Raw genomic sequence first — 26,646 nt, forward strand, 5'->3', positions numbered from 1 at the left:
AACGTCCGAGATCAAGATTCGGTCCTGAGCTTCGAAGGCTGCAAACGTCACCTGTGCCGACCTTGTGCATGATCTGGCATCGGTAATGGGGACTACTTTTTGGCTGCCGCGCGCTGTGCCATCCACGCCTCCACTTCGTCGATCTCCTTCGGAATATCCTTTGAAATCCATTCGGGACCGTCTTCAGTCATGAGTACGTCGTCCTCGATGCGGATGCCGATACCTCGCAGTTCCTCAGGGATGAGCATGTCGTTCTTGGCGAAGTAGAGTCCTGGTTCGATCGTGAAGACCATTCCCGTGGCGATTTTGGCGCCTTGGTAGGATTCGTAGCGGGCTTGAGCGCAATCGTGAACATCAAGCCCGAGATGATGGGCCACGCCGCAGGCGATCCAACGACGGTGCTGTTGTCCTTCGGGGGAGAGCGATTCCTCCACGTCGACCTTCAGGATGCCCCAATCATGCAGTCGCTGAGCGATGACACGCATGCACGCATGATGGATATCGGAGTACGTTGCTCCCGGTTTCGCGGCATCGAATCCTGCCTGCTGGCTGTCGAGCACTGCCTGATAAAGCTTCTTCTGCAACGGTGTGAATTTGCCGTCCACAGGGAATGTACGTGAAATGTCCGCCGTGTAGAGGCTCTCCACCTCAACGCCCGCATCGATTAGCAGAAGCTCGCCGTGTCCGACCACGCCGGTGTTGCGCATCCAATGCAGAATCGGTGCATGGTCGCCGGAGGCCACGATGGGGCTGTAGCCGACAGTGTTGCCTTCTTCGCGCGAAACAGCATTGAACTCACCTTCCAGCATGCGCTCGCTGCGTGGTTTGCCCACTGCCTGCGGAAGCCTGGAAAGGATGCGATCGAAGCCGTCCTTGGTGGCATCCACGGCCTTACGAATCTCACCGATCTCATACGGGTCCTTGATCATGCGTGCGGTCGACGTGAATTCCTGTAGTTCGTCGTCAGCCTGTTTGTTGGCGTTCGGATCCGGGAACCCGTTGGCTTCGCGCACGTCCTCGACCTGATCGGTTATTTGCGGGTCGGCCTGGCGAATTACGCGCAGACGCACAGCGCCAGCCTCGTTTCCGACATCCTTGCTCAAGGCATCCGGCAGTTGGGCGATGTCATATGTCGGAATGCCGGTCATTGCCGCCAGTTCCTTGACACCGGCACGGGGACCGACCCAATACTCACCATACTGCGGGTTGTTGTAGTACTCGATGGTGCCGTTGTCTGCGCGTGGCGCGACGAACAGCTCGGGTGCATGTGTGTTACCCGCTTTCGCCTCTTCGGATTGCGGGTCCAGAGGGTTGAGCACGAGCACCGCTCCGGCTTCGTAGTCCTGACCGAGGCCGGTGTAATAGGCGAACTCCGTGTTGGGGCGGAAGGCATAGTCGTCATCGTTGTTGCGGTTCTTGTAATTACCAGCGGCAATGACGATGCGCTCGCTTGGGAAGCGCTTGCCGAGCGCGGCAAGTCGTGCCGGTGTGAATGCGCTGGATTCGAGCGCTTCGATTTGCGGTTCCTGGTCTTCCCAGCCGGTTTCCATCAGCTTCTGGAAGGCCTTGGATGAATTCGGCCGCACGGTGCGGTTGTTGGTTCGGTCTTCCATAGGCTGTTCGGCTCCCGGTGCCGCCGCCAGTTCCTGTGCCTCGTATTGCTTGTCCTTGTCCGTGATGACTTCTGCCATTGCAGCCCCCGTTCGATAAAACCTGTTGCCGTCTATCTTAATGATTAAGCCTGACGCTTGGAGTCTCGCGGCTACGTCGATGATGGAGAAAGGAGCGGCGCTTGCTTCGAGTGCAGTGTTGCACTCGATAACGCATTATTCCGGTGAAGGGGAAGTCGAAGTCCTTGATGGGTTTGCCGTTGGGCTTAGTGCTGACGGTACCGTTTCATAGAATGGTTGAATCTGTTTTCAAGGGTTTCAAGGCAAAACGAGGTCTTATGTCATTTGAGCATCCGAGTACCGACGGGGTTACCATTCGTGAGGTGGAACGTGAGATTATGTCTCGTCGCACCACACATGAGGAGCTGAGCCATGACTTGGAAGTCATGGATGCGATGCTTGATTTCCTGGGGCATCCGGAGGATTCCTTCCGCATCATCCACATCACCGGCACCAACGGAAAAGGTTCCACCGCCCGCATGGCTGAGGCCATCTGCCGTGCATATGGCATGCGTACAGGTCTGTACACTTCGCCGCACCTTGAGAAAATCAATGAACGTATCGCCGTGGACGGACAGCAGCTTTCTGACGACGATTTCATTGATACGTGGATGCAGATCAAGGACTTCGTTGCGTTGGTCGATCACAAGATGGAGGTCGATGGCAAGGCTCCGATGAGCTACTTCCAGATTCTTACGGCGATGGCCGTATGGAAGTTCTCCGACGCGCCGGTCGATGTCGCCATCTTTGAAGTTGGTATGGGCGGGCGTTGGGATGCCACCAATGCGCTGAATGGTGATGCGGCCGTCATAGGTCCGATCGATATGGATCATATGGAGTGGCTGGGCGATACGGTCGAGAAGATCGCCGCTGAAAAATCCGGTATCATTAAGCATGAGTCCACTGTCATCATCGGTGCCCAACCTCATGAGGAAAAAGTCATGCCGATTCTCAAGGAAGTGGCCGTCAGCGAGCACGCCTCACTCATTCGTGACGGTGAGGAGATGGAGGTGATTTCCCGCACTCCGGCGGTAGGCGGACAGCTGGTCACGCTGCGTACTCCCGGCGGAACGTATGAGGATGTTCCGGTTGCCAAGTTCGGCGAGCATCAGGCACACAACGCGTTGGCAGCGCTCGCTGCGGCCGAGACTGTCATTCCCGTGGCCGGTCAGCTCACTGCCGATGTTGTGTCCGAAGCTCTCGGCGGAGTCAAGATTCCGGGACGGATTGAGCAGGTGCGCAACTCGCCGACCATCATCGTCGACGGCGGACACAATGTCAACGCGGCCGAATCGTTGCGCGCTGTCATTGAGGAGAATTACAACTTCGAACAATTGGTGGGTGTAGTCGCCGTGATGGGCGACAAACAGGTCGAGGAGTATCTCGGCACGTTGGAGCCCATCCTGAGCAACATCATCGTCACTGAGAACTCCTGGCGCGATCGGGTCATGCCTGCTGAAGAACTCGAGAAGATTGCCGTCCGCGTCTTTGGGTGTGACAGGGTTACACGTGTTGACAATCTTCCCGATGCCATCCAAGGAGCGGTCAACATGGTTGATGCCGATGATGAGCTGGGTGTTGGATATGGACATGGTGTGCTTATTTGTGGCAGTTTCGTCACCGCCGGCGATGCTCGTACATTGCTCAAGGAGAAGGCGAATCCCGAGCTGGCGTTGCCCAAGGTACAGCGCGTTGCCGGCAAAGCCCAAGACGGTGAAACTGGCGACCGCTTCAAGGATGGGGATGAAGACATCGTTTCAGAGGTGTTCGGTGAGACCTTCGGTGATTTCGGAGTCAAGCAAGTTCCCTTCGAAGGTGATGCCACATCCAGCGATACTGCCGACCAGCTTCGCAATAAGGAGCAGCATAACGGCGCAGAAAACGACTGATATCATCCATTCGGCTGTATGATTGCAGAGGTGGTTGTGGGACGACGCCCGATAGCAGAGGGTGATGGACGCGAGGAACGGGGGAGTCATAATCCATGTATTTGAAGGAACTGACGCTCAGGGGATTCAAATCCTTCGCATCTGCGACCACTCTGAGATTTGAGCCGGGTATCACCGCCGTGGTGGGCCCGAATGGTTCCGGCAAGTCCAACATCGTTGATGCGCTGACATGGGTAATGGGAGAGCAAGGTGCCAAAAATTTGCGTGGGACCTCCATGGAGGATGTCATCTTCGCAGGTACTTCCTCACGGTCGCCGTTGGGACGTGCACAAGTGAGTCTCACCATCGACAACACCGATGGCACGCTTGATATTGACTATACGGAAGTAACCATCAGCCGCACCATCTATCGCAATGGAGGCTCGGAATATGCCATCAATGGCTCTTCCTGCCGGTTGCTTGATATACAGGAGCTGCTCAGTGACACCGGGTTGGGCCAGCAGATGCACGTTATCGTTGGGCAGGGCAGGCTTGACGAGATTCTGAAGGCCGATCCCGCCGGTCACCGTGCCTTCATCGAAGAGGCTGCAGGTATTCTCAAGCATCGCAAGCGCAAGGAACGAGCGTTGCGCAAGTTGAAGAACACGGAAGCCAACCTTGCTCGTACCGATGACTTGCTGCACGAGATTCGAAGACAGCTCGGCCCGCTCGGAAGACAAGCCAAGATTTCGCGGCGTGCGGCAAGCATACAGATTTCGTTGCGCGACGCGCAGTCGAGGATTTTTGCTGAGGATGCCCAGCGATCAATGGAAAGCCGAGCCAAACTCCGTGCAGATCTCGCAGAAGTGCGACGTGAGCTGGAAACTGAGCAGCGTGAGCTGTCCAAGATAAAGATGTGCATTGAGCAGGTTGAGGCGCTGAGTTCCGAATCAAATCCCGCCATCAACAAAATCAATGAAACATGGCGTCAGCTTTCGAGTCTTGAAGAGCGATTCGGTTCGCTGGCTTCGTTGGCTGATGAACGTGCGCGTTCCCTTGCAGGACAGATAATTACGAATTTTGGGGAAGATCCGGACCTTCTTGAATCGCGTGCCAAGGAATTGGAAGAACAAGCAGAAGCGCAGAAAAAGGCTGTTTCCGATCTGCGCTTGGCCTATGACAAGGCGACGGAAAACCGGGCCGGTGATGAAAAGCAGCTTGCGGCGGCTCGTCAGACCTTGACCGAATTGCGTAAGGTGGCCCAAGAGCATACCTCGAAGATCGCCAATCTGCGTGACCTTAAAACACGTGAGGAATCGGCTATTGAATTGGCCCAGAGCCGCGCGAAGGATTTCAAAGGACAGCGGGATGCCCTTCTTGAGCAGCGTGATAAGGCAACGACGGAACATGAAACCCTTGCGTTGCAGTCTCGAAACGCCGATGAACAGGACGGTACCGACGAGCTGGAAGCTGCGAAAACCGCTATGCATCAGCGTCAGGAGGAACTCGATGCATTGCAAGAGCAGCTGCGGGCCACGAATGCAAAGATAACCGCACTGAAAGCCAAGGCTGACGCACTGAAGGAGACGCTCGAAAGTAGGAACGCCTCAGGTGATTTGGAAAGAGACGCGGAGGTGGATGCGTTGGGCAGGCTCGCGGACTTCATTCATATCGAAAGTGGTTGGGAAGAGGCCGTTGCCCACGCGCTTGACCAGTTCGCCAGTGCAATCGTTGTACCCGACAGGTCCAATATGGTCAAGGCGTTGAACCACGCTGAAGAAGGCAAGCTCGGCCAGGCGGTCGTCTTGCATCCGGTGGAAGGCACGGGAAATATCGGCAGTGGTGACTCTACACGAGATAAGGAAGATCCAATCCGTCGTGCCGCGTCGCTGGTAAGCTTGAACAACAGTGTCGAGGACAGTGATTTTGCAACCCGTGTCGTAGATGCCGTTCGTGTATTGCTTGATGACGTGGCAGCAGTGCCAGATATGGAAACGGCGTTGAAAACTGTAGAAGGAAGTCAATTCAGCCAGGCCGTCACGAAGGCCGGTGAGGTCGTTAATCCTGTAGGTGCCATCGGTGGTTCGTCACGATCGCAAAGCGATCTTTCGTTGGTGGCAAGACGTGACAAGGCGATGGAAGAGGCCGAAAAGCTCGAGGCTGAAATCTCGGCGTTGTCTTCTCGCATCGATGTTGCGCAGGCAGCTCGAGACGAGGCGCGTATCGAAGTCGATCGTCAGTCACAGCAGCGTATGCGAGCCAAAGTTAAAGCTGATCAGATTCGTAAGGATCTCAACGCCGCGGAAGATCGCATCAAGCAACTGAGCCGACAGATTGAGACTCTTGACGATCGAATAAAACAGACGGCTGATGACAGGCAAACTCATCAGCTCAAGCTTGAAGATTTGACTCAGGCGCTGGAAGCAGCGGAACGTTCCGATACGGAACACCAGGATTTTGATGATCTTGCCGAACGGGTTCGTTCCCTTGAGACCAGCCTCGATCAGGCGCGAGAACAGGAAGTTTCCGCAAAAATCGTGTGGAATGACGCGAGCCGTAAAGCTGATTCGCTTGTTCGGCAGGCCGGTCTGCTGCATGATCAGGCAAGTGAGGCGGTCGGTCGTCGAGCTCGGATGCAGCAACTCAACGAAAAACGTGAGCGGCGGCAGGCCCATGACCGGCAGATTGCCGCTGACGCCCGTGGCATGGCGCGACTAGTAGCCTGTGAACTCGCCAGTGTGGTCGCCAAACGCGATGAGCTTTCCAAGGCTGCTTTAAGCCATGATGCACAGCTCAAGGAGCTGCGGGCTCGGCGAGATGAAGTCGAACCGAATGTTGCCATGCTGCAGCGGCGTGAGCATGAGCTCGACATTAACCGAGAGCGCTTGGCTGCGCAATATGGCCAGATCGAACAGAAGGTTTCCGATACTTTGGGCATGGGACTCGACGCATTGGTTGATGAGTACGGCCCGGATAACCCAGTGCCAGTACTGGATGATGAAGGTTGTCCGATACCGCTCGAGCGTGGCGGTAAAAGTGCCGTCGTGGATGATGCCGGTGTCGGTAACAATGCCGGGATAGCCGACACTGCCGATTTGACGGTCGGGGGTACAGCGGCCGGCAATGATACATCGCAGACGCCGCAAATCGTTGTTATGAGCGGTAAAGATGACCTAACCGATACGAGTGACGATTCAAATGCCGATGGTTATCATACCGGGGAGCAACAGGTCGCGATTGACACCGAGCGTTATCAGACTGTGCCTTATGTCCGTGTCGAGCAGGAAAAACGGTTGCAGAAGGCGGAACGTGATTTGAAGGCGTTGGGTAAGATAAATCCGCTTGCCGCCGAGGAATTCGACGCACTTGAGGCCCGCAACCAGTATCTCAACGACCAACGTAACGACGTTGCGGCCAGCCGTGACGATCTTTTGAAGCTCATCAAGGATCTTGATCGCACAATGATCGAGGTTTTCAAGAGCGCGTTCGATGATACCGCTGCGGCATTCGAAACGGTTTTCGCAACATTGTTCCCGGGCGGCAAGGGACGTTTGCGTTTGGAAGATCCAGATGATTTGCTGACAACCGGCATCATCGTGGAGGCCAGCCCCGCAGGAAAGCGCGTGAAGCAGCTGAGTCTGCTCTCTGGTGGCGAGCGAAGTCTGACGGCGTTGGCGCTGCTCTTTGCCATCTTCACGGCCCGTCCAAGCCCGTTCTATGTGATGGATGAGGTTGAGGCTGCACTTGACGACATTAATCTCACACGTCTGCTCAACGCATTCAATGATCTGCGCAAGCACGCTCAGCTGATCATCATCACGCACCAGCAGCGTACGATGGCTATCGCTGACGCGCTCTACGGTGTGACGATGCGTTCCGATGGCGTAACCGCTGTTGTGAGCCAAAAGCTTGAGCATGAATAGCGATCGGCGAGGACCGGTCGGGGTCTCGATGTTGAGTCCCAGGCATCGAGACCTATGGAACTAATTTTCAGGCACTGCTACGGAAGACTGAACGTTGAGCCGTGGCCGATGAATTCTATTGTTCTTCTCGGAGCATTTTGGCACGGGCTACCGTGTCTTCGGCAAGAATTGCCTGTGCGTCGATGATGGGGAGTGAAGGGATTGGGAACTCTTCGTTCAGCACCGACAGCTCTGTGCAACCAAGTACGACGATGTCGCAACGGTACGGTGAATCGGTTGATTTGTCGAGGAACGTGTCGATAACGGATCGATACCGTTCGAGGCTTAGCGGTCCGCCGCTTTTCACATCATCGTAGATCAGCGAGTCGATGCGTTGCTGCAGGTCATCGTCGGGTGTGACGAACGTGTACCCGGCGTCTTCGATGTGCTGCTGGTAGATTCCGGAATGACGCGAGCCTTCCGTACCCATAAAGCCCACCCTTGGATGAGTTTCCACAGGTAGCGTCGCTTTCATCCGTTCCACGGCTCCGGTGAGCATGTTGAGGATTGGTACGTCGGTGAGCCGCTGAAGGCGTGGCAACATGAAATGTGCAGTATTGCAAGGAAGTGTGATGAAACCGGCACCTATCGCTGTCGCTTTTTTAACGTCATCGGCAATCACAGGGAAGGGATCGTCAGTGCTTTTTCCCAGCATGAAATCGGTGCGATCGGGCACCGAAGCGTCGTTGAAAACAACATAGTCCAAGAATTCTTGGTCTGTGGAGGCATTGCTCATTCTGTCAATGAATCGGATATACGATTCTGTAGCTAATGTACCCATGCCACCGATGACGGCAAAAAACGGGCGTTTCATTTCAAATCCGCCTTTTGTTTGAAGTACTGTGCATAACGCTTCTTGTAGATCGAGAACATGTGGTGGATGAGCAGGGTGCGCATGATATTGCGGTCCTTGCTGTATTCGAGTGTTGTGCCCCAGTTCCCGCGTGCGATCATCTCCATGCCGCGGCGTTTGTCCTCTCCCTCGGTCACGTAGTCCTTAAAGATCGAGCGGGGAATTTCCATCCACAGCTTGTTTCCCTTGCCGATGATGGTGTTGCCGTCGAACGGTGTATCTTCAACAAGGTCTTCGACGAAGTGTCGGGCGAGGTTGTAGCCATTCAAAGTAACGAAATAGCTGGATCGACCTTGGCGCAGATTAATTTCGAAAAGCTTGTAGGTTTTGTCCCGTTCGTCGTATTTCATGTCGAAGTTGGCGACGCCCACATAGCCGATGTCTTCGAGGAACGCTTTGATTTTTAAGCAGATTTCCTTGTTGTAATCAGGAATGATGGCCGCATAGTTGCCTACCGCCTCAGGCGTGGGATCCTCAAGGAGGGGGTGGCCGAGGAACATCATCCGCACTCTATGGTGCTGATCGACATAAGCGTTGAGGACACGCATGTGGCTGTCGTCGCCCGGAATGAAGTCCTGCAGTATCATATCCGCGCGGTAACCGGCGTCGTAGGCGCGGTTTATGAGAGTGTCCAATTCTTCGGGTGTTTCGATGATGAAAGCCTTTTTCCGTCCCGGGAAATCAACATCGAGCCAAGCTGCGGAATCAGCCGGTTTCATGGCGATGGGGAAATCGAAAGGCAGATCCTTATATCCGCCTTTGGACACATCTTCACGGCTTATCACTTTGGTTTTGGGGTATGGCAGTCCGTACTGCTCGCAAAGTGCATAGAAGCTGTTCTTGTAGCTCAGCTGCTTGTTCAATGCAGGATCGAGGGTGTTAAAAATAAAATAAGGTGCCAACTCCTTGGCGTTCGCGCTCAGCAAGTTGGCGTAAAGGTCGCCGCAAGGAATAAGCAGCAGTTGGGTTTTGGGATGGTCCTTCTCCATTTGCTTGGCATAGTCAAGCAGGGTTTGACGGAATATATCAGGCTCTCCGAACCCGTCCACGAGAGTTACGTCGACTATCTTGCTGTAACGTGTAGGGCTGAGCTGGAGATATGCAAAGGCCTTCGATGTCATCCCATAAACCTCGTGGAACGCACGGGCCATGCCGTAAACATTGATGTCGCTTCCTAAAAGAATCGGTTGAAATTGCTTCATGACTTCCGATAAACCCTCAATCTTGTTGTTGTCCGATATTGAACAGCCGTTCAATGATGCGGTCATCACCCTCAAACGGTACATGTTTCTTGTGTGCTTTGATCCAGCGTTCGTTGCCTTTGCCGACGATGAGAATGACGTTGAATCTGTCGGCGTGGGCACGGGCATCATGGACGGCGTTGCTGATGGCGGTTGTGCGATCTGAGATGATGGTGGAAGCCCGGTCCGGTACGGTGATATAGCTTTGCATTTGCATGCAGATATCAATGATGGGCTCATCGTCGGTATCTTCACCGGTGAAAATGAAGTGTTCGACACGGTCCTGTGCGGCCTGCACGATTTCTTTGCGCCGATCGTAGGCTTTGTTGCCCGCAGAGCCAGTCACCAAGGTAATGCGCGGGTTCTGCGGGCCGTAACGACTGTCGACAAAGTCCAATACGGCTTTGATAGACGCGAAATTATGGGCGTAATCGACAATCGCGACTGTGTTGCTTTGCGGATCGGCGAATTGTTCCATGCGTCCGGCAACACGCACTTTCTCCACCGATGTGACGGATTGAAATATATCCGCGACATTGATACCCGCCGCACATGCGATTGCTAGTGCAGCAGCAGCATTGGCATAGTTGAAATCACCGAGCATGCTCAGCGAAATTCCGTCGGCCAGCGTCTCGCAATTGGTGTCCCTGGAATCTGTGCAGTGTGCACCGTCAAGAGCCTTGTCCGACCGGATTGCGGTGAAGGATTGGTGATCTGCATCGTCTGGGCGAATTGTGACGTTGGCTGGAGCAGGCTGGTTAACCGCTGCCGTTTCATCGGTTCGCAATGCGAAGGTGGTGATTGGCACATTGAACGCGGCGGCATCCTGACGAATCAGTGCGGCATAGGAATGGTCTGCGTTGAGTACCAGTTGGCGACTATTGCCTACAATCTGGCGTTTGCAGTACAGATAATCTTCAAAACTGGGATGCTCGATGGGGCTGATGTGGTCGGGGGAGATATTGAGGAACGCTCCGACATCGAAGGTCAGACCATAGACCCTGTTGACCTTATAGGCCTGTGAGGAAACCTCCATTACCAGATATTTCATTCCGTTGCGGACCGCGGTGTTCATCATGCGGAAGGCGTCCAATGACTCGGGTGTGGTGAGGTCTGATTCCTCGTAAGTTTGTCCGTCCAGGCAGTTGTCCACCGAAGAGAACAGCGCCGCCTTGCCGCCGCTGACGGTGTTGAGCAGTGCCTGCGTGAAATAGGCCGTTGTGGTCTTGCCCTTGGTTCCAGTGATGCCAATCACGGTGAGTTTGTCCTGCGGTCGGTCATAGAACTCAGCGGAGAGAAGAGCGAGCGCCTTGCCGGCATCGTTGACGATAAGCCCGGGGGCGTTTGTGACATTACTGTATTCTTCACAAGCCACGTAGCACGCCAAGCCTTTGGCATCAATATCCTGCAGATACTCTTTGTGGAAACGGCCTTTGACCACAAGCAGCGTTCCTGGGCATACCTGCCGCGTGTCATAGGAAATGGATTCGAAAGGTTCCTCGCATCCTTCGATGTCGCTTGCCTTGAGCGTCCAGCACTTGCCCTGTACGATTTCTCGCAACAAATGATGTTCCTTGAGCAATTGTGCGGCGGATGCCAACGACAGAGCCATAGTGAGCCTTTCCGTGCTGTCGAACCGATGGTTTTTCCCAACACCATATCCCAATTGCGTAGTTGCATCAAGCGTTCTTAGCGGTACCCCCACACTTGACGGTATGTCGTTTGCGGTGGGTGAACAAATGACGTTCTCCGCAAGGATTCATAGCCAGGAATCGGTGACTGGTCCGCGTCCGCGTGAGCTCATCCACTCGTTGAAGGAGACTCGCCATTTTTCGTGTGCCTGCCGTTGCCAGTCCATCAGTTCACCGAGTTTGAGCGCGCCGACCTGCGGATAAAGTGTGCTGATCGGTTTGATCAGATCAACGGCGGCGATGGTGTCCGCGGTGGCGTCATGGAAGTCGCCATGCGGTTCCACGCCGTAGTATTCGGTCGTGTAGGTCAGTGTTCGTTTGCCGCGACGGTGCGAGATTTCGCGGTCGATGATCAGCGGATCGACAACCAGCAGCTGTTCCGGCAGTGGTTCAAGATTCCATCGTTGCAGATCATTTGAAAGCATCCGTACGTCAAATGGTGCGTTGTAGGCAAGCAGAGGAATATTTTTGGATTGGGCCTTCGCGATGATTGAACCGATGGCTGTTAGGGCCTCGGCTGGTTCCATGCCGTTTGCCTGTAGGTATTCATCGGTGAACCCGTTGACTTGGCTTGCTCCTGCACTGATATGCCGATGCGGGTTGATGGTCCATTCCGCGATGGCGTCTCCGTCAGATCCTGTTTCCGGGTTGCGCAAAACCAGCGAGGCCGACACAATGGCGTCCTCCGATCCGGTGCCGGTGGTTTCGGTGTCACAACCCAGAAGCCATGATTGACTGAGTGTTGTGCTTTCGTCTTGGTGCGGTGCTTCGGTGATGGCCTGCATGACGATGTTGGAACTATGGGTCTGTGCGGCGGGTGAAGTTGATGTCATACAGTCATTGTGCGTGTCGATTTCGACATTGTACAAACAAAGGAAGTTAGGCGGCGGCTGAGGTATTGTTCGCCACGGTCAACCATGATTGGTCCGATCATAGCTTGCATTCTTTTCCTCATGCCGATGTATGCGATTGTCAAGGTGCCGTCGCTCAAGAAATATGCGGGTCGAATGAGCAACGTCTTCGTTCTTGTGGTCGGACTTGTCGGTGTCAGTGCCATTGTTTGCAACATAAGGCTGTTGTGAGCTGATGAACGGCGCTGGTTGATGCCGTGTGTCGGAATCGGGCAAGTTGATGCGTAGAATGGTGGTGTGACGCAAACCGAACAGACACAGCCTCAAGGCTATGAACCTGAAACGACTGCGCAGAAGCGCGCGCGTTTTGAGGCTCTTGCCATGCCTGCGCTTGATGTGCTCTACCGTCAGGCCATGAAGCTGACCAACAATGCCGAAGACGCACAGGATTTGGTGCAGGACGCCTACGAACGGGCGTTTAAAGCATTCGACAGTTTTCGTCCCGGAAGTAATTTCGAAGCGTGGATGACCACGATAGAACGCAATACCTATTTCAATCAGTATGCGAAGGCCAAGCGTCGTCCGAAGCGTGCCAACGAATCAAACGGGGAATATGACGATTGGGATATTTATTCTGCTTCCGATCATTCTTCTGAGGGATTGAAATCGGCCGAACAGGAATATCTGGACGGTTTTGCGCCGGCTGAGATCATGCATGCGCTCGAGGCTCTTTCCCCAGAGCGACGGCAAGTGTTCATAGACACGGCCATCGATGGCAAGTCATATAAACAGGTTGCCGATGAGCAGGGAATCAAAATCGGTACGGTGATGAGCCGGTTGAACCGTGCGCGTGCTCAGCTCAGAGAACAGCTTGTTGAATACGCCCGACAAAGGGGATATGGCGAAAATAAAGACGATAATCACCGATCGATTGAGCGGTCTTCACTATTTGCGAACCGCGAAGTAGCGAAAACGGGTGATAATAGTGACTGAAGTGAGTTTCGTAAGGGGAGTAGAAATGGATGGACAGGTTGAATCTACCGACGGTGCGGCTACGGGAAATCAGTATGTGACTGACGCTGCTCGTGCGGACATTGAGGTTTCCTTATATCATTTCGACAACCGTGTTACTGATGAAGAATGCTTCAATCCCGAGTCGTGCTGTGATGTGCATGAGAAAGCGGTCATCGCCCAGTTGCGCGAGTTGCTTCGTCCTACCTGTGCTCCCAAATGTCTTGTCGCCAGACTTCATGAGATGCTCGATCGCTGCTGTCTGGAAGAGACTTGCGGTGGGGAGATCGTATCAGCGTAAGATGTTGTGAGAAGTCCGGTGCATATAGGTGCATTTTTGGCGCGTTGAGACGACTCAGATTATGCAATGACCGGTTTTGCAGCTGTTAAACCGTTATGAAACAGTGTTGCTCTGCAGATATGCGAATGCCCCGCGGATTGCCGCGGGGCATTCGCATTTTCGTATTAACACCAACGAAACTCAGGCATTCGGCCTTTTGCCGTGGTTGGCCGCCTTCTTGCGGCGATCCTTACGCTTACGTCCGCGCATTCCCATGATGGGCTCCTTTACGTTCAGTGAATAAGCAAAAGGTATTATTTCACGTCGTTGCGACTTCTGCACGCCAGAGTTGACCGGTTTTCAGCATGAGCATGCTTGTGCTGATGGAAGTATGCTCGTGGTAAGTCGTGACGAGTTCAGTGCTGTTCGGCTTGCATGTAGAAGTTGGTGGAGCTTGTCTCGCCAGGCCTGATGACGGTCAGGTCGATGCCGGTGTTGAATGCGTTGGCATATGCGCTCTGAGGTTCGATAGCGACGCCCGCAGGATGTGTTTCAGGAGCAAAACCGGTGCCGGTGCACATCTGGAAGGAGGTGATGGTCTCATCTCCGCCGACGCTGATGGCAAGACCATCTGGTCGGATCAACGTTGCCATGGTCTTGCCATCGCGGTCATACTCTACATCGGTCCAAGCATCATCGAATGGTTGATCTGTCAATGCGGTGGGCTGACGTAGGTTGTATTTGCCTCCTTCCACAGGCTCGGTGCCGGTGGGAAGCAGTCGATCGTTCACCGTCACATGCGTACGCGCGGGAATGATGACTTGGCATTGGGCGTTTTGTTCGTCGATCTCGTCGCCGTACCCATTGAACCCATTGGCAATCCACGGATGAATCGCCGCTGCCCATGGTGCATCAACGTCGTCGTTGTTGGTTGCCGATACATTCAGTTGCAGTCCGTCGTCGCTAAGTGTATACGTAGCTCGAACTATGAGGTCAAAGGGATAACCTTTCATGGTTCCCGCGCGCCACATGAGCGTAACTTGGTCTCCGTCCAGGCTTTCCATCTTCCAGAATGCGCGATATCCATACCCATGGATGGCGTTGTGCTTTTCGTGTTCATCGATTGGCAGCGTGTAGGTTTTGCCCTCGAACGAGTAAACACCGTCTTCGATACGGTTGGGGAACGGAATGAGCAACTCGCCGTTGCTGCACGGCACCGTTTTATTTTGATCCCACGAGACGATCATGTCTTTGCCTTGATAGGTGAGTGTGCGCAAGGTCGCGCCGAGTTCGGTGACGACGGCCGTATAGGCTCCGTGCGAAATAGTGAACTGCTGGCCTGTGCGTGGAGGCAGCGCGATTGTGGTCATATCAACTCCTCAGTGAGATGTAATCGTTAACGTTTATATTCTAGCTGATGGCGCCATCGGGTGTTCTTTTGGTTAGGGTGCGTTCCTGTGCGATTGTCGGTGTGCCCGTCGGGAAAAGCGGCTTTATGGGGAAGATAGGGTGCTTGGGTGCGACTGATCGTCGCCTTCGGCCGGAAATCACACGGAAAAGCCCCCATCCGTACGGAAGGGGGCTTTCTGCGATCATGCTTCAGTCAAAACATGACTCGAAGGCTTATCGCCTTGATAACATGCTCACTCGTTGATCTCAGCGAAGTGCAGCAGGGTGCGAATCATGTTGCAGGTGAAGCCGTACTCGTTGTCATAGAAGGCAACGGTACGGGTCATCGTTACGCCGTCAACGGTGTTGACGTCGGTCTGCGTCGGATCGAAGACGCCGCCGTGGGTGTCGTCGATGATGTCGGAGGTCACAATGCCGTCACCGTTGTAGCCGAAGGTCTCGTTGTTCTCGAAAGCCTTCTTGGCAGCGGCGTTGATCTCGTCTGCGGAGACTTCCTTGTTGAGCACGGTGAAGAGCTCGGTGAAGGACCCGTCCGGAACCTGAACGCGCTGAGCGTGGCCCTGAAGTTTGCCGTTGACCGAAGGAACAACCTTGCCGATGGCCTTGGCGGCACCGGTGGAGTGCTCGATCGTGTTGATCGCGGCTGCGCGGTTGCTGCGCGGGTTGGAGCCACGGGGGCCATCAAGCAACATTTGGGTGCCGGTGTAGGCGTGCACGGTGGTCATGTAGCCGACCTTGATGCCAAAGTTTTCGTCAAGAAGCTTGACGAGGGCTGCGAACGAATTCGTGGTGCAAGATCCAGCGGAGACGATGTTGTCGTTAGGCGTGAGAATGTCCTGGTTGACGCCGTAGACGACGGTCGGGGTGGTTGCATCCTTGGCCGGAGCCGAGATGAGAACTTTCTTGACGCCGGCATCCAAGTGAGCCTGGCTCTTTTCAGCGGAGGTGTAGAAGCCTGTGCATTCGAGCACAAACTCGACGCCGTCGTTCTTCACCCACGGAATGTTGCGGGCGTCCTTCTCGGCGTATACCTTGTATTCCTTGCCGTCGACGATGATCGCGTCGTCGGTGGACTGTACGTCGACCAGCGTGCCGTCATCGTGGCGGAAGGTGCCGTGCGTGCTGTCGTACTTCAAGAGGTAGGCCAGCATGGAAGGCGTGGTCAAATCGTTGATCGCTGCGACCTCAATGTCACCAGCCTCGCCACCGCGGGACTGGAGTTCAAAAATGCGACGAAATGCCAGACGACCGATACGGCCGAAGCCGTTGATGCCAATCTTTACTGTCATGTAATTCTCCCTTAAGGAAATAAAGCGGGGACACGGGTTTGCGTTCCAGCTATATATTTACAACAGTTACTACTCTATCCTGTCTTCTGTACGAGCTAAAGCGCTGCTCCAAGCTTCTGGAGAAAAACCCACCAGAATTGTGTTAGCGTTAACGACTATTGGTCGTTTTACCAACATGCCGTCAGTGGAAAGTATTTCCAGTTGTTCATGCTCGTTCATCGAAGTCAGTTTGTCTTTAAGTCCTAAATTTCGGTAAAGCTGTCCGGAAGTATTGAAAAAACGCTTGAGTGGCAACCCGCTCTTCTTGTGCCATCTGTCAAGTTCGGCGGTTGTGGGATTGTCGTCTTTGATATCACGTTCGGTGAAATCGATGTTGTGTTCGTTGAGCCATGCGCGCGCTTTTGCGCAGTTGCTGCAGCGGCTGTAGCAGACAAAAAGCGGTTTACCGTTCTGCTGTGCCGGGTCGATCGTTGCGATCGGTGTTTCGATGTCGTTCATTGTGGTCCGTTCGGGGCAAGTTGATTCGATTCTATGGTTTCCGAGCAGGTTTTGGAGAGCGTTCGGAATAATGTACGCTGAGCGATGCGGAAACCTGTGAAGCCAGAGGCCCCAAGGTTTCTGAAGGTTTTACGGTGGTTCTGAACGTAGGCGGCGCTGTGCCGGTCGGGAAGGTGACGATTAATGTACCATCGGCAACGTTGATTGACGCAGGACGTCCGTCAAGGAACTCGTTGCTTACGCCCAGTACTTCATCGTTGCATATCGTAACGTTGTCGAGTTCATATTTGAGGCCGGTTTCCGATACTCCCGTTGAGACGTTGGAATATGAGAAAACCGATATCGTGTGAGAGATGCGGTGACCGGTGTCGCTTGAGTCGGCCTCGGGGTAGGTACCGCGGCTGGAGGAATGCAGGGCAATGTCTTCGGATCGGTCGGGCATAAAGCCGCCGTAATGAGATGAGCCGGCAATGGTCGTGATGGGGAAATTCGTTGCCGCTTCGAGTGCGACAGTCTTGTGGCTGTGCGGCATAAAAGTCAGCGATCCGTTGCAGATGGCCGTAACTACGCTGTCTCCTCCGAATAGCAACCCACGTCCTCCGTGGTGTGAAAGAAATGCGAGCAGTTGTACGTTGGCGATCGCATGATCGATGCGACCGCCAAGGGCTCCATAGATGAAAAAGTCACGGCATCCCCTTGACCAGCCGATCTTCAGGGCAGACAGCATATCGGGGTCGTCGTGTTCCGCAGGCAGGCGGATTGTCTCGATTCCTTGCGGGATCGAAGCATTTGCCGAGTCAAAATCGCCGATAACCAGGTCGGGTTTTATGCCCAAAACATTGGCATGGTCAAATCCGCCGTCGGCGGCGATGACCAGCGCATCGATCGGCAGATCCCCGCCGTGCGGTTCGTTGCCGTAGTAGGAGCCAGCTGCAAAAATGACACAGGATTGAGACATACCGTAATTGTAAAGGCAAGGGTGGTGCGAACGGCGGACCTCCCGAGGAGAAACGCGAAGTAATATGTCGTGTTTGTTGTTGTCCGCCTGTGGGGTATACTAAAACTTGGCTTGAGAGATCAAGAAAGTGGGTGCGCCCCACCTGGAAGCTTTTTGCAGCTTCGGGTTCAGAACATTCCTTGTCCTTCAGGGAATTGGATAATCGGTGTGTACCGATGGTCCTTTTGCATCGATTGTTGCGATGCAGGAGTTTTGATGCCTGAAACTGCTATGTCAAGACTGTGGCATGTAGCTTTCGATGATGACGCGTCCAAACGGCAGCAAGGATTGGAGTTCATCATCAGCGCAGAACCACGCATTAACGACGAGATACGCGTCCCTCAGGTACGCCTGATCGGCCCGAACAGCGAGCAGGTTGGGGTCATCGCGACCTCCGTTGCTCTGAATCTGGCCAAGGAAGCGAATCTCGATTTGGTTGAGGTGGCGCCGAATGCAAAGCCTCCCGTTGCCAAGCTCATTGACTATGGCAAGTACAAGTACAACGAGAAGATCAAACAGCGTGAGGCACGTCGTAACCAAAGCTCCGCCGAAATCAAGGAAATTCGTTTCCGCTTGAAGATTGACGAGCATGACTTTGAAACCAAGAAGGGGCACGTTATCCGTTTCCTTTCCGGCGGCGACAAGGTCAAGGTCACGATTATGCTCCGTGGGCGTGAGCAATCGCGACCGATTGGGGGCGTCGAACTTCTTCAACGCTTGGCCGATGAGGTGGCCGAATATGGCACTATTGAGTCCTATCCCAAGCATGAAGGTCGTAACATCTTCATGACGTTGGCTCCCAAGGGCAAGAAGGTGCGCACTCAGTCTGAACAGCGTCGCCGAGGCGCCGACACCCGCGCCGATCGCCAGGCCCGTCAGAAGGCGCGTCTGGAGGCCAAAGGAAAGGGAGTATCCGAAGAGCCCCAAAACACTGGGTCTTCACTCAACGAGTCCAAGGTTTCGATGCCACGTGTTTCAAACAAGTCTGAGAAACCTAACGCAAGAGTTTCTGCAGCGCCGAAGGCCGACAGCCCAGATACCCCTGCAAAGGCGGAGTCCAAGGCGAGCAGCAAGTAACAGATTAAGTTTTGTGCGGGCCGATGGGAGCATCGGCTGGCACAGGGTCATCAAAGTTTTTTGATTCCCAGGAAAATAGGAGGGCAGCAATGCCGAAGATGAAAACCAATTCCGCCGCGAAAAAGCGTATCCGCGTCACCGGTACAGGCAAGCTTATGCAGGCTGGAAGCGCGATGCGCCACAACCTTGAGCACAAGTCGGCGCGCAAACGTCGTAATCTTTCCCATGACCAGGTCCTGCCCACGGCTCAGAGCAAGAGCATGCGCAAACTGCTTGGCCGCTGAAACAGTCGGTAACGGGTTAAACGAATTTATAGAAAGCTGGAGGAAACAATATGGCACGTGTCAAGCGCGCAGTGAACGCTCATAAGAAGCGTCGCGTCGTTTTAAAGAGGGCTTCGGGCTATCGCGGGCAGCGCTCCCGTTCGTATCGTCGTGCGAAGGAACAGTTGCTTCATTCATTTAACTACAACTTCCGCGATCGCAAGGCGCGTAAGGGTGATTTCCGCAAGCTGTGGATTCAGCGCATCAATGCTGCTGTTCGCGCCGAGGGCATCACATACAACCGCTTCATGCAGGGCCTGAAGCTCGCTGGTATCGAGCTTGACCGCCGCGCCCTTGCCGAGCTGGCCGTTTCCGATCCGGATACATTCAAGACCATCGTCGATCAGACGAAGGCTGCGCTGCCGGAGGATCTCAACGCTCCTGTGGCGGCCTGAGCATATAAATTACCGCAATTCGTCGCGGATATGGGGAGTCTCGCAAAGAGCGAGACTCCTTTTACGAATTGATGTTGATATCATAGAAACAGCAATTGCGGGCGATGATGTTCCTCATTGGGGGGGAGAGCTAGTCTCAATCGCGCTTGTGAACAACGAGTCGCACTTTATCGGACTCGTATCTGAATTATGCTTTGAGTGATGGTTCGGCTCAATGGTGTTGCGTTTGCGGAGCGAGTGTCGTTTGAAGAGATGACAGTATACGTCCGGGTAGCGTAATGCATTGTTTTAAGTGTTTTGTAAATCCTTGTAGAATATGGAGTCCGCCTGTTTGCCAGGTAATTGACATGTTGCATGACAAAGTGTTTTTTCTGAGTCGGTGCGTTCGCTGCTAGAAAAATATAATCGTCGTGGAATGGGTAAAAGCCTTAGGTTGGCCTGATTAAATAGGCAACATCATTGAAAGGGCTGAGAAAACTAGCGGAATACATATAATATATCCAAAGATATTTGGCATTTATTGTATACTATTGATTGTGAAATCAGATGCAGGTTGCTGCAGATATGGTTAGATGAAAGTAGCCCATGTCTCTTTTGATGAAAACTAATAAATGTTCGACCAATGTGAGATCTCCGATTCCTGTCACTTTCGTAGCGTTATCGTTGGTCATTGCTCTACTGCCTGGCTTGGGCATTGCTTCAAGCGCATATGCGGATTCGCCTATGCCACAGGGTGAAACCATCTACAAACCGGTATTAACGAAGATGTTGGCATACAACCGACACATTGACATCGCGAATGACGAGATACGAATGGATTTCGTATTACGCGTGGCTCATGGTCAAGTCGATGTCAGTGCGCCGCAATTCTGCGCGAAAAACGTATCGGCTAGTGGCCGTAGTTGCGGTCTGCAGTTGAAATATTCCTACTATGGGAATTCCGGTCTCCCAACATCTTTAGGGTATGTCAACACCAAAACTTCAACGAATGGAAAACCGGACGGGACCGGAGCTGTTGCGTGGAGCAAAAATCGCGATAACAAGTATACCATTCAGTCGGTAGATGAAAGTGGCGAGTACGACTACCTGACGATCTCAATAGAGGCGGATATTTCTTATGCTTTTTTGCCCAACGATCAAAACGCTTTGGGTGGAGTGCCCACGCAGCAGTATGTGTATGCCATAGTCGGCAATGAGACCAACAACGGCTTCACCTCCGATTTAAATGATACCGCACATGTGACCAATGTCGCGGCGGATTATCCGATTCAGCTGTATAGCAATTGTGCGGGGAATTATAGTTGCAACGGGCCGCGCTCCTTCGTGGGGTGGGATGGTTATCCTTCCCTTGTTGGAGGAGGACAGGCGAATTGGGGAATGTCGACGAATACTTCTCGTCGATTGTTGGGGCCGAGGCCGATTGAAGAGGGGATTGCGCCCCCAAAGTCGTTCTTTACTTCGTGGTATCACCCGAGTAGCTCTTCAAGTTGTTCGCAGGTCACTTCCTACTATTTCCAGTGGCTGGGTCTTAAAGACGGTGTCTGGGTACCCGTCAATGACTTGACCCCCCAAGCGCAGCAGGTTCAGCAGTCTCCGATGTCGGCAGTGGCTGCCGGAACCGTGCAAAGCCAAGCGGCCTTCAATGATGTTGCTCCGGCCAATGCTTCGAAGCGGACGCTTATTGCCAAGCAAGGTTCTTCGGGAGGATTGAGTCCGGCCCAAGCGGCAGATGGAAGCATCAATTTTAAGAAAGCTAAGGAAGATCAAGGTCTTGACGGATATTTTAAACTCGTCACATGGCCACAAACCACCAACGCAGACGGTTCTCAAGACGGATGCAGCACTTCCGAAAATAAAGATATTTACAACCCGTTGTCCGACCATCCGAATGGGGTTCAGCAAGACATGTCCGTGGAAGCGGCAGATGCTTTGATTAAAAATGGTTGGACGATCGACACTGCGTATTACAAATACAGCGTGTCTTTACATGCCCCGGCCATTGATACTCCGGCCGACAATGTGCATGTCTCCAAGCATCCGGTTCTTTCGGGCACAGGTACGCCGGGTGCCGAGGTGAAACTGTATGCCGAAGTAGCAGGACAGCCGATTGATCCCGCAGATCCTAACTCATCAACCACCGCCGGTAGGTTGGTAGGGAGTGTTGTGGTGTCGCCCGACGGCAGATGGTCTATACAGGATAATGACAATCAGCTAACGTCCGGTACGCAACGATATCATGCAATACAATGTAAAGACGGCATTGATTCTTCGTTTTCCAATATACTTGCTGTCGTTTTCGGGCCAAGTCCTGCACCCACGGTCGCTGCGTCCTCAATCAGCATACCCCATACCAAACGCGAGTATGGGGGTGAATTGGCTCCCGCCTCTAAAGTAAAAGTTACGGGCACTGCTGCTCCGGTGAAGGCTGGAGACAAACTTGAGGTGTATGCCACGCATGCTACGCAGTCGACGATCGGGGTTCTCCCGACTGGAGATGATGTGATATCGGCGTGCACGCAGGTGATCGCGCCCGGGAGACAGACATGGTCGTGCGACATTGATCCTTCGTTCTTCCTGCGTCAGGTGAGTTCCGGCGATACATATGTGTTCCGTGCGCGGCTGGTGGATAGCGACGGTCAGTATTCCGATTTTTCCGTGGACCAGACGCTGGTGCGTGTGGATATGACACCGCCACGAATTGTTTTGGATCAGAAGCTCCCAAAGGACAAGATTAGCGGCAAAATCTATAATCCGCCTGCTGAAGATTCTGCGTCTGGCGCCGGAACCGCGATTACAGTGCTGTGGCCGGATCGAACGGTAACTGAGATCGTTGCTGATAATTCCGGCAATTGGTCGGTTGATATACCGGAAGGTATGCCATCGGGAGAGGCGAAGGTAGCAGCGGATGACGCTGCCGGCAACCAGACCGGTTGGCTTAGCGTCATGTTGAACGTACCGGAGAACCATCAAGCGCTTCCATTTACCGGTGGCCGCCGATGGTGTGCAATGATCCTAGCAGGGGTATTTCTGGTTGCCTATATCCTTGCCTGTTTCTGTCGTTCTCGGCGATACAACAGGAAGGTTCGTACGTGACGTCTCGCTACTTTTGGGTAATGAGTAGCTGTGGATATGTCTATTGAGCTACATGAATCGTGGTCTTGTTGTGTGGTCTTGTTCGCTCCAGACAAACGATGGGTATCGCTGAAGTCGTCCAATGCGAACACAATGGAACCGTGAATGGATCAGATGCACTGTTTGCGCAGTTTTTGGCTCATATCGATGTGGAGCGTGGATTGGCGAAATCCACAGTGAAAGCATACGCGGCTGATATCCGCAAGTATTTGGATTGGTTAAATCGACGCGATCTGACGGATCTAAACGCTGTCACGGGTCACGACGTCGAGGCCTATATTGCTGCGCTCGACAAAGCCGGGGAAAGCGCTCGCAGCAAGGCTCGTCGACTCGCCAGCGTCCACGAATTCCATAAATTCGCTTTGATGCAAGGTGCTGTCTCCGAAGATGTCGCCGCACGGATCAAAGCCCCGAAATCGGATGGGCATCTACCAGATGTGCTGAGTGTCGATGAGGTGACGCGTCTGCTCGATGCCGCCGCAATGGGTGGGGCGGACGATCCAGTGGTTCTGCGTGACAAGGCATTGCTTGAGTTCATGTATGCCACCGGATGCCGGGTTTCCGAGGCAGTGGACTCGAACCTCAGTGACGTTGATGGCGATGATCGCGTGGTCGTGCTGACTGGAAAAGGTTCAAAGCAGCGGCTGGTGCCGTTGGGGGCATATGCGTTCTCCGCGTTGGACCGGTACCTTTCAATCGGTCGACCGATTTTGGAATCCAAGGCCAAGGGGGCGAAGGAACGGCGCGCTATATTTCTCAATAAACGGGGAAGACGCATTTCTCGGCAATCGGTGTGGGAAGTTGTTAGCGAGGCGGGGGAGCGTGCACATATCTCGAAGCCCTTGCATCCACATACATTGCGCCATTCGTTCGCCACACATCTCATCCAGGGTGGAGCCGATGTCAGAACGGTGCAAGAGCTGTTGGGGCATGCCTCGGTCACCACCACCCAGATATACACGCATGTAAGTCCCGAAAATCTTATCGAAACGTACTTGACTGCGCATCCGCGTGCGCGATGAAAGCAGTGGCTCGCAGCAGTAATAATCGGATTGGTTCCACGTCCATTCAAGCATTCCTTGACAGAAGTGTACTCGTTGACGGTAATCGGTTCAGTGTTGTCGCGGATGCGGCGCGAAAAGATTCCTTGTTGAGCTGGCTGGTACGTGTGTCAGCGCGTGTTTGATTAGTTCGGAAGTGGCGAAAAGCTTCTGAATATGAGGTTTGGATGAGGCTGTCGGTTGTCACAACAGCTTAAACAGGACCGGCAGGACGAAGGTGAACAGGCCTCTTGCTAGCATAAGAAGCATGCCTACCGATCTTCTTGGACGAAATTATGAGACGTTTCCTGCACCAGGACTGCTTGATTCCCACGGTCCTGCGCACATCATTGCGATGTGCAACCAGAAAGGCGGGGTCGGCAAAACGACCAGTTCCATCAATATCGGTGGTGCGCTGAGCCAATACGGTCGTCGTGTGCTTATCGTCGATTTTGATCCTCAAGGGGCTGCAAGCGTAGGGCTTGGCATCAATGCAAATACTGTGGATGTTACTATTTACAACGCATTGTTTGATTCTTCACTTGATGTGCATGATGTGGTGCAACATACCGATTTCGAGAACCTGGACATCATCCCTGCCAACATCGATCTTTCTGCAGCCGAGGTTCAGCTTGTTAATGAAGTAGGACGTGAACGCGTCCTCGCCGGTGTACTGCAAGCCGTGCGAGACGAATATGATGTCATCATTGTTGATTGTCAGCCGTCGTTGGGTCTTTTGACGGTCAATGCACTGGCTGCCGCTGATGGTGTAATCATTCCCGTTGCGGCTGAGTTCTTCGCGTTGCGTGGTGTGGCCTTGCTGATGCAATCGATCGAAAAAGTGCGTTCCCGTATCAACCCCGCCCTCGAGGTCTACGGTGTGCTGGTGACGATGTACACCTCGACTCTGCATTGCGAAGAGGTTCTGCAGCGCATCTATGAAGCCTTCCAAGACAAGGTCTTCCATGGCGTTATTTCACGTTCCATCAAGTTGCCCGATTCCAACGTGGCAGCCGCTCCGATCACTATCTATGCACCAAACCACAAGACTGCCAAGGAATACCGTGAGATCTCTCGTGAGCTCATTGCCCGCAGTATCGTGGACTGATGGATTTGGGGCCTGATATGTCTGGTCGTGCTGATTGTGCGAAGAATCGACAGACGCAGAGCAGATGGATAAGGTGTCGTGAACGCGGTTGAGGCTGCGGGGTCGGTCGGTCGTACCCAGTCGACTGCGGAGATGATGAACGTGTATGGCTTAGACGATTCTTCGGGTTTGTCCGAGCGGGAAACCAACGTGCTCCTTGAAAATGACGACAGCGGCGTCAACGGTGGAACGCTCGGTTCTCATAATTTTGAAGACATGGATGACCTGCGTACGATCGAAAACAAGTCATTTTCCGTTAGTCTTTCGGTCTATGCAGGGCCGTTCGATGCGTTGCTGACGCTCATCGCCAATCACAAGCTTGAACTGACCGAGGTTTCTTTGGCTGCCATCACCGAGGAGTTTATTGAATATGTGAGCGGTCTGGATATGACTCGCGATATGGAACAGGTCAGCGCTTTCCTTGATGTTGCGTCGGTTTTAGTGGAAGCCAAGAGTGCTGCTATTTTGCCGAGTGACGAGAATGGCGAGCGCGATGAGCAGAGTATGGAAGCATTGCGTGAACGCGATTTGCTTTTTGCCAGGCTCCTGCAATACCGGGCTTTCAAAAGCGTCGCGAACGTTTTTCGGGTGCAGTTGGCTGCCAATTCCGATCGCTTCGCGCACCCTTCGTTCAGTGATCCGTCCATAACGGCCATACTGCCTAAACTCGCCTGGACGCTTGGTCCCGAAGAACTCGCAAAGATAGCGGCGGATGTTTTCCTTAATGCTCCTGCCGATCAGGTGCGACTCGACCAGCTGCATGTCTCGCAGGTGGATCTGAAACAACAGTCGCAGATTGTGCGTCAACGTCTCAAAGAACTTGGAAGCGGTGGATCGATGACGTTTGATGAACTGACGAAGGATGCCGCAAGTTCGCTGGTGGTGGTCGCGCGTTTCCTTTCGATTCTAATGTTTTTCAAGCAAGGCGTACTGCAATACAGGCAAGAGGGCCCTTTTGAGGATCTTCATCTGCGATGGGTGCCGGATATGGACGATGAACAAGATTTCGTAACGGTAGATGAAGGTGATTTTGCGTGAGCGAGGCTGCTGAGATGACTGAAGACGCTATGAAACCGGAGGGTGCAGTAAATAAGGAAACGTCGAATTCGGTACAGGAGTCCAAGAAACCGATTACTGACAGAGTCGGCTTGAGTGACGTTGAGAACCAAACACCAACTAAGGATACGGGTGACCCAGCGGATGATAGAAGTGGTGAGGCCGTGAAAAATAACGCGCCGGCTGGATCTGCAAACGACCCGATGTATCCCGAATACGTGGATTTTTCGGTTGACGAGTTTCCGGGCGGGCTTCAATCCTGTCTCGAGGCAATCCTGATGGTGGCCGACGAACCTCAGCAGGCCGATGATTTGGCCCGAGTATTGGCGGTCGACAGGGGACAGGTTGAGGCAGTGTTGCAGGCGATGAGACTTGAATATGAAGGCGGTCAGGAAGGTCGTGCCCCGCGAGGATTCGAATTGCGTCATACCGCCCGTGGCTGGCAATACGGCAACCGATCCGTGTTTGGACCGGTTGTGTCGGCTTTTGTCACAGGTGGGCAGATGGCCCGACTTTCGCAGACTGCTTTGGAAGTGCTCGCCATTATTGCCTACAAGCAACCGATTACCCGTGCTCAGATTGCGGCTATTCGAGGCGTCAATTCCGACGGTGTTGTGCGTGCTCTGAGTGTGCGTGGTCTGGTTCGCGAACAGGGAACTGACGAGGATTCGAGAGCGGCTCTGTTGGTGACGACTGGTCTGTTTCTTGAAAAGATGGGTTTGGAATCGCTGGACCGGTTACCTGAGCTGGCTCCTTTCATGCCTTCGGTTGGCGACATGGTCGACCAGACGCAAGATGGCTATGATACCCCCGATTCCGATGGTGTCTGACACGTGATTCTTGCTCTGTGAATGA

General features: G+C 53.6%; 24 protein-coding genes. 14 read left to right on the forward strand and 10 right to left on the reverse strand.

The genetic code is table 11. From position 1 onward, the window contains the following. Positions 1–92 precede the first annotated feature (92 nt). Positions 93–1,691, reverse strand: a complete 1,599-nt coding sequence (locus GA0061077_RS00910) for an aminopeptidase P family protein (RefSeq protein ID WP_091847068.1) — start codon at positions 1,689–1,691, stop codon at positions 93–95. Positions 1,692–1,731: 40 nt separating this feature from the next. Between GA0061077_RS00910 and GA0061077_RS06815 the strand changes: the two genes are divergently transcribed. The 3 genes from GA0061077_RS06815 to GA0061077_RS00920 all read left to right on the forward strand — a co-directional run bounded on the left by GA0061077_RS06815 (position 1,732) and on the right by GA0061077_RS00920 (position 7,461). Next, complete coding sequence (locus GA0061077_RS06815; protein WP_159426891.1) at positions 1,732–1,902, forward strand: hypothetical protein; 171 nt, start codon at positions 1,732–1,734, stop codon at positions 1,900–1,902. Positions 1,903–1,948: 46 nt separating this feature from the next. Beyond that, positions 1,949–3,559, forward strand: coding sequence for a bifunctional folylpolyglutamate synthase/dihydrofolate synthase (locus tag GA0061077_RS00915; RefSeq protein ID WP_091847555.1), 1,611 nt, complete (start codon positions 1,949–1,951; stop codon positions 3,557–3,559). A 95-nt stretch (positions 3,560–3,654) separates the two neighbouring features. Further along, complete coding sequence (locus tag GA0061077_RS00920; protein WP_091847069.1) at positions 3,655–7,461, forward strand: AAA family ATPase; 3,807 nt, start codon at positions 3,655–3,657, stop codon at positions 7,459–7,461. Between the two features lie 115 nt (positions 7,462–7,576). On the opposite strand, the gene GA0061077_RS00925 is transcribed toward GA0061077_RS00920, so the two are convergent. From GA0061077_RS00925 to GA0061077_RS00940, 4 genes are all read right to left on the reverse strand, one after another. Then, positions 7,577–8,314: an aspartate/glutamate racemase family protein gene (locus GA0061077_RS00925; protein WP_091847070.1), complete on the reverse strand. Its 738-nt coding sequence runs from the start codon at positions 8,312–8,314 to the stop codon at positions 7,577–7,579. After that, complete coding sequence (locus GA0061077_RS00930) at positions 8,311–9,555, reverse strand: carboxylate--amine ligase (protein WP_091847556.1); 1,245 nt, start codon at positions 9,553–9,555, stop codon at positions 8,311–8,313. Before GA0061077_RS00930 ends, GA0061077_RS00925 begins: the two co-directional genes overlap by 4 nt. A 16-nt stretch (positions 9,556–9,571) precedes the next feature. Continuing rightward, positions 9,572–11,206, reverse strand: coding sequence for a UDP-N-acetylmuramoyl-L-alanyl-D-glutamate--2,6-diaminopimelate ligase (locus GA0061077_RS00935; protein WP_091847072.1), 1,635 nt, complete (start codon positions 11,204–11,206; stop codon positions 9,572–9,574). Positions 11,207–11,353: 147 nt separating this feature from the next. Then, positions 11,354–12,118, reverse strand: coding sequence for an exonuclease domain-containing protein (locus tag GA0061077_RS00940; RefSeq protein ID WP_091847074.1), 765 nt, complete (start codon positions 12,116–12,118; stop codon positions 11,354–11,356). A 120-nt stretch (positions 12,119–12,238) separates the two neighbouring features. On the opposite strand from GA0061077_RS00940, the gene GA0061077_RS07020 reads away from it, so the two are divergent. The 3 genes from GA0061077_RS07020 to GA0061077_RS00950 all read left to right on the forward strand — a co-directional run bounded on the left by GA0061077_RS07020 (position 12,239) and on the right by GA0061077_RS00950 (position 13,448). After that, the gene (locus GA0061077_RS07020; protein WP_267886419.1) at positions 12,239–12,367 is read left to right on the forward strand and encodes a hypothetical protein; all 129 of its coding nucleotides are present in this window, start codon (positions 12,239–12,241) and stop codon (positions 12,365–12,367) included. A 150-nt stretch (positions 12,368–12,517) separates the two neighbouring features. Further along, the gene (locus GA0061077_RS00945) at positions 12,518–13,129 is read left to right on the forward strand and encodes a sigma-70 family RNA polymerase sigma factor (RefSeq protein ID WP_091847557.1); all 612 of its coding nucleotides are present in this window, start codon (positions 12,518–12,520) and stop codon (positions 13,127–13,129) included. Positions 13,130–13,154: 25 nt separating this feature from the next. After that, positions 13,155–13,448, forward strand: a complete 294-nt coding sequence (locus GA0061077_RS00950; RefSeq protein WP_221182623.1) for a hypothetical protein — start codon at positions 13,155–13,157, stop codon at positions 13,446–13,448. A gap of 180 nt (positions 13,449–13,628) precedes the next feature. On the opposite strand, the gene GA0061077_RS07200 is transcribed toward GA0061077_RS00950, so the two are convergent. From GA0061077_RS07200 to GA0061077_RS07025, 5 genes are all read right to left on the reverse strand, one after another. Continuing rightward, positions 13,629–13,703 (reverse strand): 50S ribosomal protein bL37, encoded by a 75-nt coding sequence (locus GA0061077_RS07200; RefSeq protein ID WP_003817083.1) that lies wholly within the window; start codon positions 13,701–13,703, stop codon positions 13,629–13,631. 140 nt (positions 13,704–13,843) lie between these two features. Continuing rightward, entirely contained in the window at positions 13,844–14,797 is a 954-nt protein-coding gene (locus GA0061077_RS00955; RefSeq protein ID WP_091847076.1) for an aldose 1-epimerase family protein, read from the reverse strand. Between the two features lie 273 nt (positions 14,798–15,070). After that, positions 15,071–16,126, reverse strand: a complete 1,056-nt coding sequence (gene gap / locus GA0061077_RS00960) for a type I glyceraldehyde-3-phosphate dehydrogenase (protein ID WP_091847078.1) — start codon at positions 16,124–16,126, stop codon at positions 15,071–15,073. A 69-nt stretch (positions 16,127–16,195) separates the two neighbouring features. Next, positions 16,196–16,624, reverse strand: coding sequence for an arsenate reductase family protein (locus GA0061077_RS00965; protein WP_221182622.1), 429 nt, complete (start codon positions 16,622–16,624; stop codon positions 16,196–16,198). A gap of 31 nt (positions 16,625–16,655) precedes the next feature. Continuing rightward, the gene (locus GA0061077_RS07025; protein ID WP_234696449.1) at positions 16,656–17,582 is read right to left on the reverse strand and encodes a thiamine diphosphokinase; all 927 of its coding nucleotides are present in this window, start codon (positions 17,580–17,582) and stop codon (positions 16,656–16,658) included. 270 nt (positions 17,583–17,852) lie between these two features. On the opposite strand from GA0061077_RS07025, the gene infC reads away from it, so the two are divergent. The 8 genes from infC (at position 17,853) to scpB (ending at position 26,621) form a co-directional block, all read left to right on the forward strand. Further along, entirely contained in the window at positions 17,853–18,698 is an 846-nt protein-coding gene (gene infC / locus GA0061077_RS00980) for a translation initiation factor IF-3 (RefSeq protein WP_091847081.1), read from the forward strand. A gap of 89 nt (positions 18,699–18,787) precedes the next feature. After that, positions 18,788–18,982, forward strand: coding sequence for a 50S ribosomal protein L35 (gene rpmI / locus GA0061077_RS00985; protein WP_091847082.1), 195 nt, complete (start codon positions 18,788–18,790; stop codon positions 18,980–18,982). 50 nt (positions 18,983–19,032) lie between these two features. Then, positions 19,033–19,416, forward strand: a complete 384-nt coding sequence (rplT, locus tag GA0061077_RS00990; RefSeq protein ID WP_091847084.1) for a 50S ribosomal protein L20 — start codon at positions 19,033–19,035, stop codon at positions 19,414–19,416. Between the two features lie 723 nt (positions 19,417–20,139). After that, positions 20,140–22,509 (forward strand): hypothetical protein, encoded by a 2,370-nt coding sequence (locus tag GA0061077_RS00995; RefSeq protein WP_143249574.1) that lies wholly within the window; start codon positions 20,140–20,142, stop codon positions 22,507–22,509. A 98-nt stretch (positions 22,510–22,607) separates the two neighbouring features. Further along, positions 22,608–23,570 (forward strand): site-specific tyrosine recombinase XerD, encoded by a 963-nt coding sequence (gene xerD, locus GA0061077_RS01000; RefSeq protein ID WP_091847087.1) that lies wholly within the window; start codon positions 22,608–22,610, stop codon positions 23,568–23,570. A gap of 286 nt (positions 23,571–23,856) precedes the next feature. Further along, positions 23,857–24,696 carry a ParA family protein gene (locus tag GA0061077_RS01005; protein ID WP_091847089.1) on the forward strand — a complete coding sequence of 280 codons (840 nt, stop codon included), beginning with the start codon at positions 23,857–23,859 and terminating at the stop codon, positions 24,694–24,696. 255 nt (positions 24,697–24,951) lie between these two features. After that, positions 24,952–25,773 carry a segregation and condensation protein A gene (locus GA0061077_RS01010; RefSeq protein WP_091847560.1) on the forward strand — a complete coding sequence of 274 codons (822 nt, stop codon included), beginning with the start codon at positions 24,952–24,954 and terminating at the stop codon, positions 25,771–25,773. 221 nt (positions 25,774–25,994) lie between these two features. Then, positions 25,995–26,621 carry an SMC-Scp complex subunit ScpB gene (scpB, locus tag GA0061077_RS01015; RefSeq protein WP_091847561.1) on the forward strand — a complete coding sequence of 209 codons (627 nt, stop codon included), beginning with the start codon at positions 25,995–25,997 and terminating at the stop codon, positions 26,619–26,621. Positions 26,622–26,646: the final 25 nt, after the last annotated feature.

This window comes from Bifidobacterium commune (assembly GCF_900094885.1).
Taxonomy (GTDB): Bacteria; Actinomycetota; Actinomycetes; order Actinomycetales; family Bifidobacteriaceae; genus Bifidobacterium; species Bifidobacterium commune.

Bases quoted from the DNA above. Each gene is read 5' to 3' on its own strand.
- GA0061077_RS01010 (WP_091847560.1), top strand. From the start codon at position 24,952: ATGGATGACCTGCGTACGATCGAAAACAAGTCATTTTCCGTTAGTCTT.
- GA0061077_RS00910 (WP_091847068.1), bottom strand. From the start codon at position 1,691: ATGGCAGAAGTCATCACGGACAAGGACAAGCAATACGAGGCACAGGAA.
- GA0061077_RS01005 (WP_091847089.1), top strand. From the start codon at position 23,857: ATGCCTACCGATCTTCTTGGACGAAATTATGAGACGTTTCCTGCACCA.
- GA0061077_RS00955 (WP_091847076.1), bottom strand. From the start codon at position 14,797: ATGACCACAATCGCGCTGCCTCCACGCACAGGCCAGCAGTTCACTATT.
- infC (WP_091847081.1), top strand. From the start codon at position 17,853: ATGTCAAGACTGTGGCATGTAGCTTTCGATGATGACGCGTCCAAACGG.
- GA0061077_RS00965 (WP_221182622.1), bottom strand. From the start codon at position 16,624: ATGAACGACATCGAAACACCGATCGCAACGATCGACCCGGCACAGCAG.
- rplT (WP_091847084.1), top strand. From the start codon at position 19,033: ATGGCACGTGTCAAGCGCGCAGTGAACGCTCATAAGAAGCGTCGCGTC.
- GA0061077_RS00930 (WP_091847556.1), bottom strand. From the start codon at position 9,555: ATGAAGCAATTTCAACCGATTCTTTTAGGAAGCGACATCAATGTTTAC.
- rpmI (WP_091847082.1), top strand. From the start codon at position 18,788: ATGCCGAAGATGAAAACCAATTCCGCCGCGAAAAAGCGTATCCGCGTC.
- GA0061077_RS00935 (WP_091847072.1), bottom strand. From the start codon at position 11,206: ATGGCTCTGTCGTTGGCATCCGCCGCACAATTGCTCAAGGAACATCAT.
- GA0061077_RS07020 (WP_267886419.1), top strand. From the start codon at position 12,239: ATGCCGATGTATGCGATTGTCAAGGTGCCGTCGCTCAAGAAATATGCG.
- GA0061077_RS00925 (WP_091847070.1), bottom strand. From the start codon at position 8,314: ATGAAACGCCCGTTTTTTGCCGTCATCGGTGGCATGGGTACATTAGCT.
- GA0061077_RS07025 (WP_234696449.1), bottom strand. From the start codon at position 17,582: ATGTCTCAATCCTGTGTCATTTTTGCAGCTGGCTCCTACTACGGCAAC.
- GA0061077_RS00945 (WP_091847557.1), top strand. From the start codon at position 12,518: ATGCCTGCGCTTGATGTGCTCTACCGTCAGGCCATGAAGCTGACCAAC.
- GA0061077_RS00920 (WP_091847069.1), top strand. From the start codon at position 3,655: ATGTATTTGAAGGAACTGACGCTCAGGGGATTCAAATCCTTCGCATCT.
- GA0061077_RS06815 (WP_159426891.1), top strand. From the start codon at position 1,732: ATGATTAAGCCTGACGCTTGGAGTCTCGCGGCTACGTCGATGATGGAG.
- GA0061077_RS00950 (WP_221182623.1), top strand. From the start codon at position 13,155: ATGGATGGACAGGTTGAATCTACCGACGGTGCGGCTACGGGAAATCAG.
- GA0061077_RS00915 (WP_091847555.1), top strand. From the start codon at position 1,949: ATGTCATTTGAGCATCCGAGTACCGACGGGGTTACCATTCGTGAGGTG.
- gap (WP_091847078.1), bottom strand. From the start codon at position 16,126: ATGACAGTAAAGATTGGCATCAACGGCTTCGGCCGTATCGGTCGTCTG.
- xerD (WP_091847087.1), top strand. From the start codon at position 22,608: ATGGGTATCGCTGAAGTCGTCCAATGCGAACACAATGGAACCGTGAAT.
- GA0061077_RS00940 (WP_091847074.1), bottom strand. From the start codon at position 12,118: ATGACATCAACTTCACCCGCCGCACAGACCCATAGTTCCAACATCGTC.
- GA0061077_RS00995 (WP_143249574.1), top strand. From the start codon at position 20,140: ATGCCACAGGGTGAAACCATCTACAAACCGGTATTAACGAAGATGTTG.
- scpB (WP_091847561.1), top strand. From the start codon at position 25,995: ATGTATCCCGAATACGTGGATTTTTCGGTTGACGAGTTTCCGGGCGGG.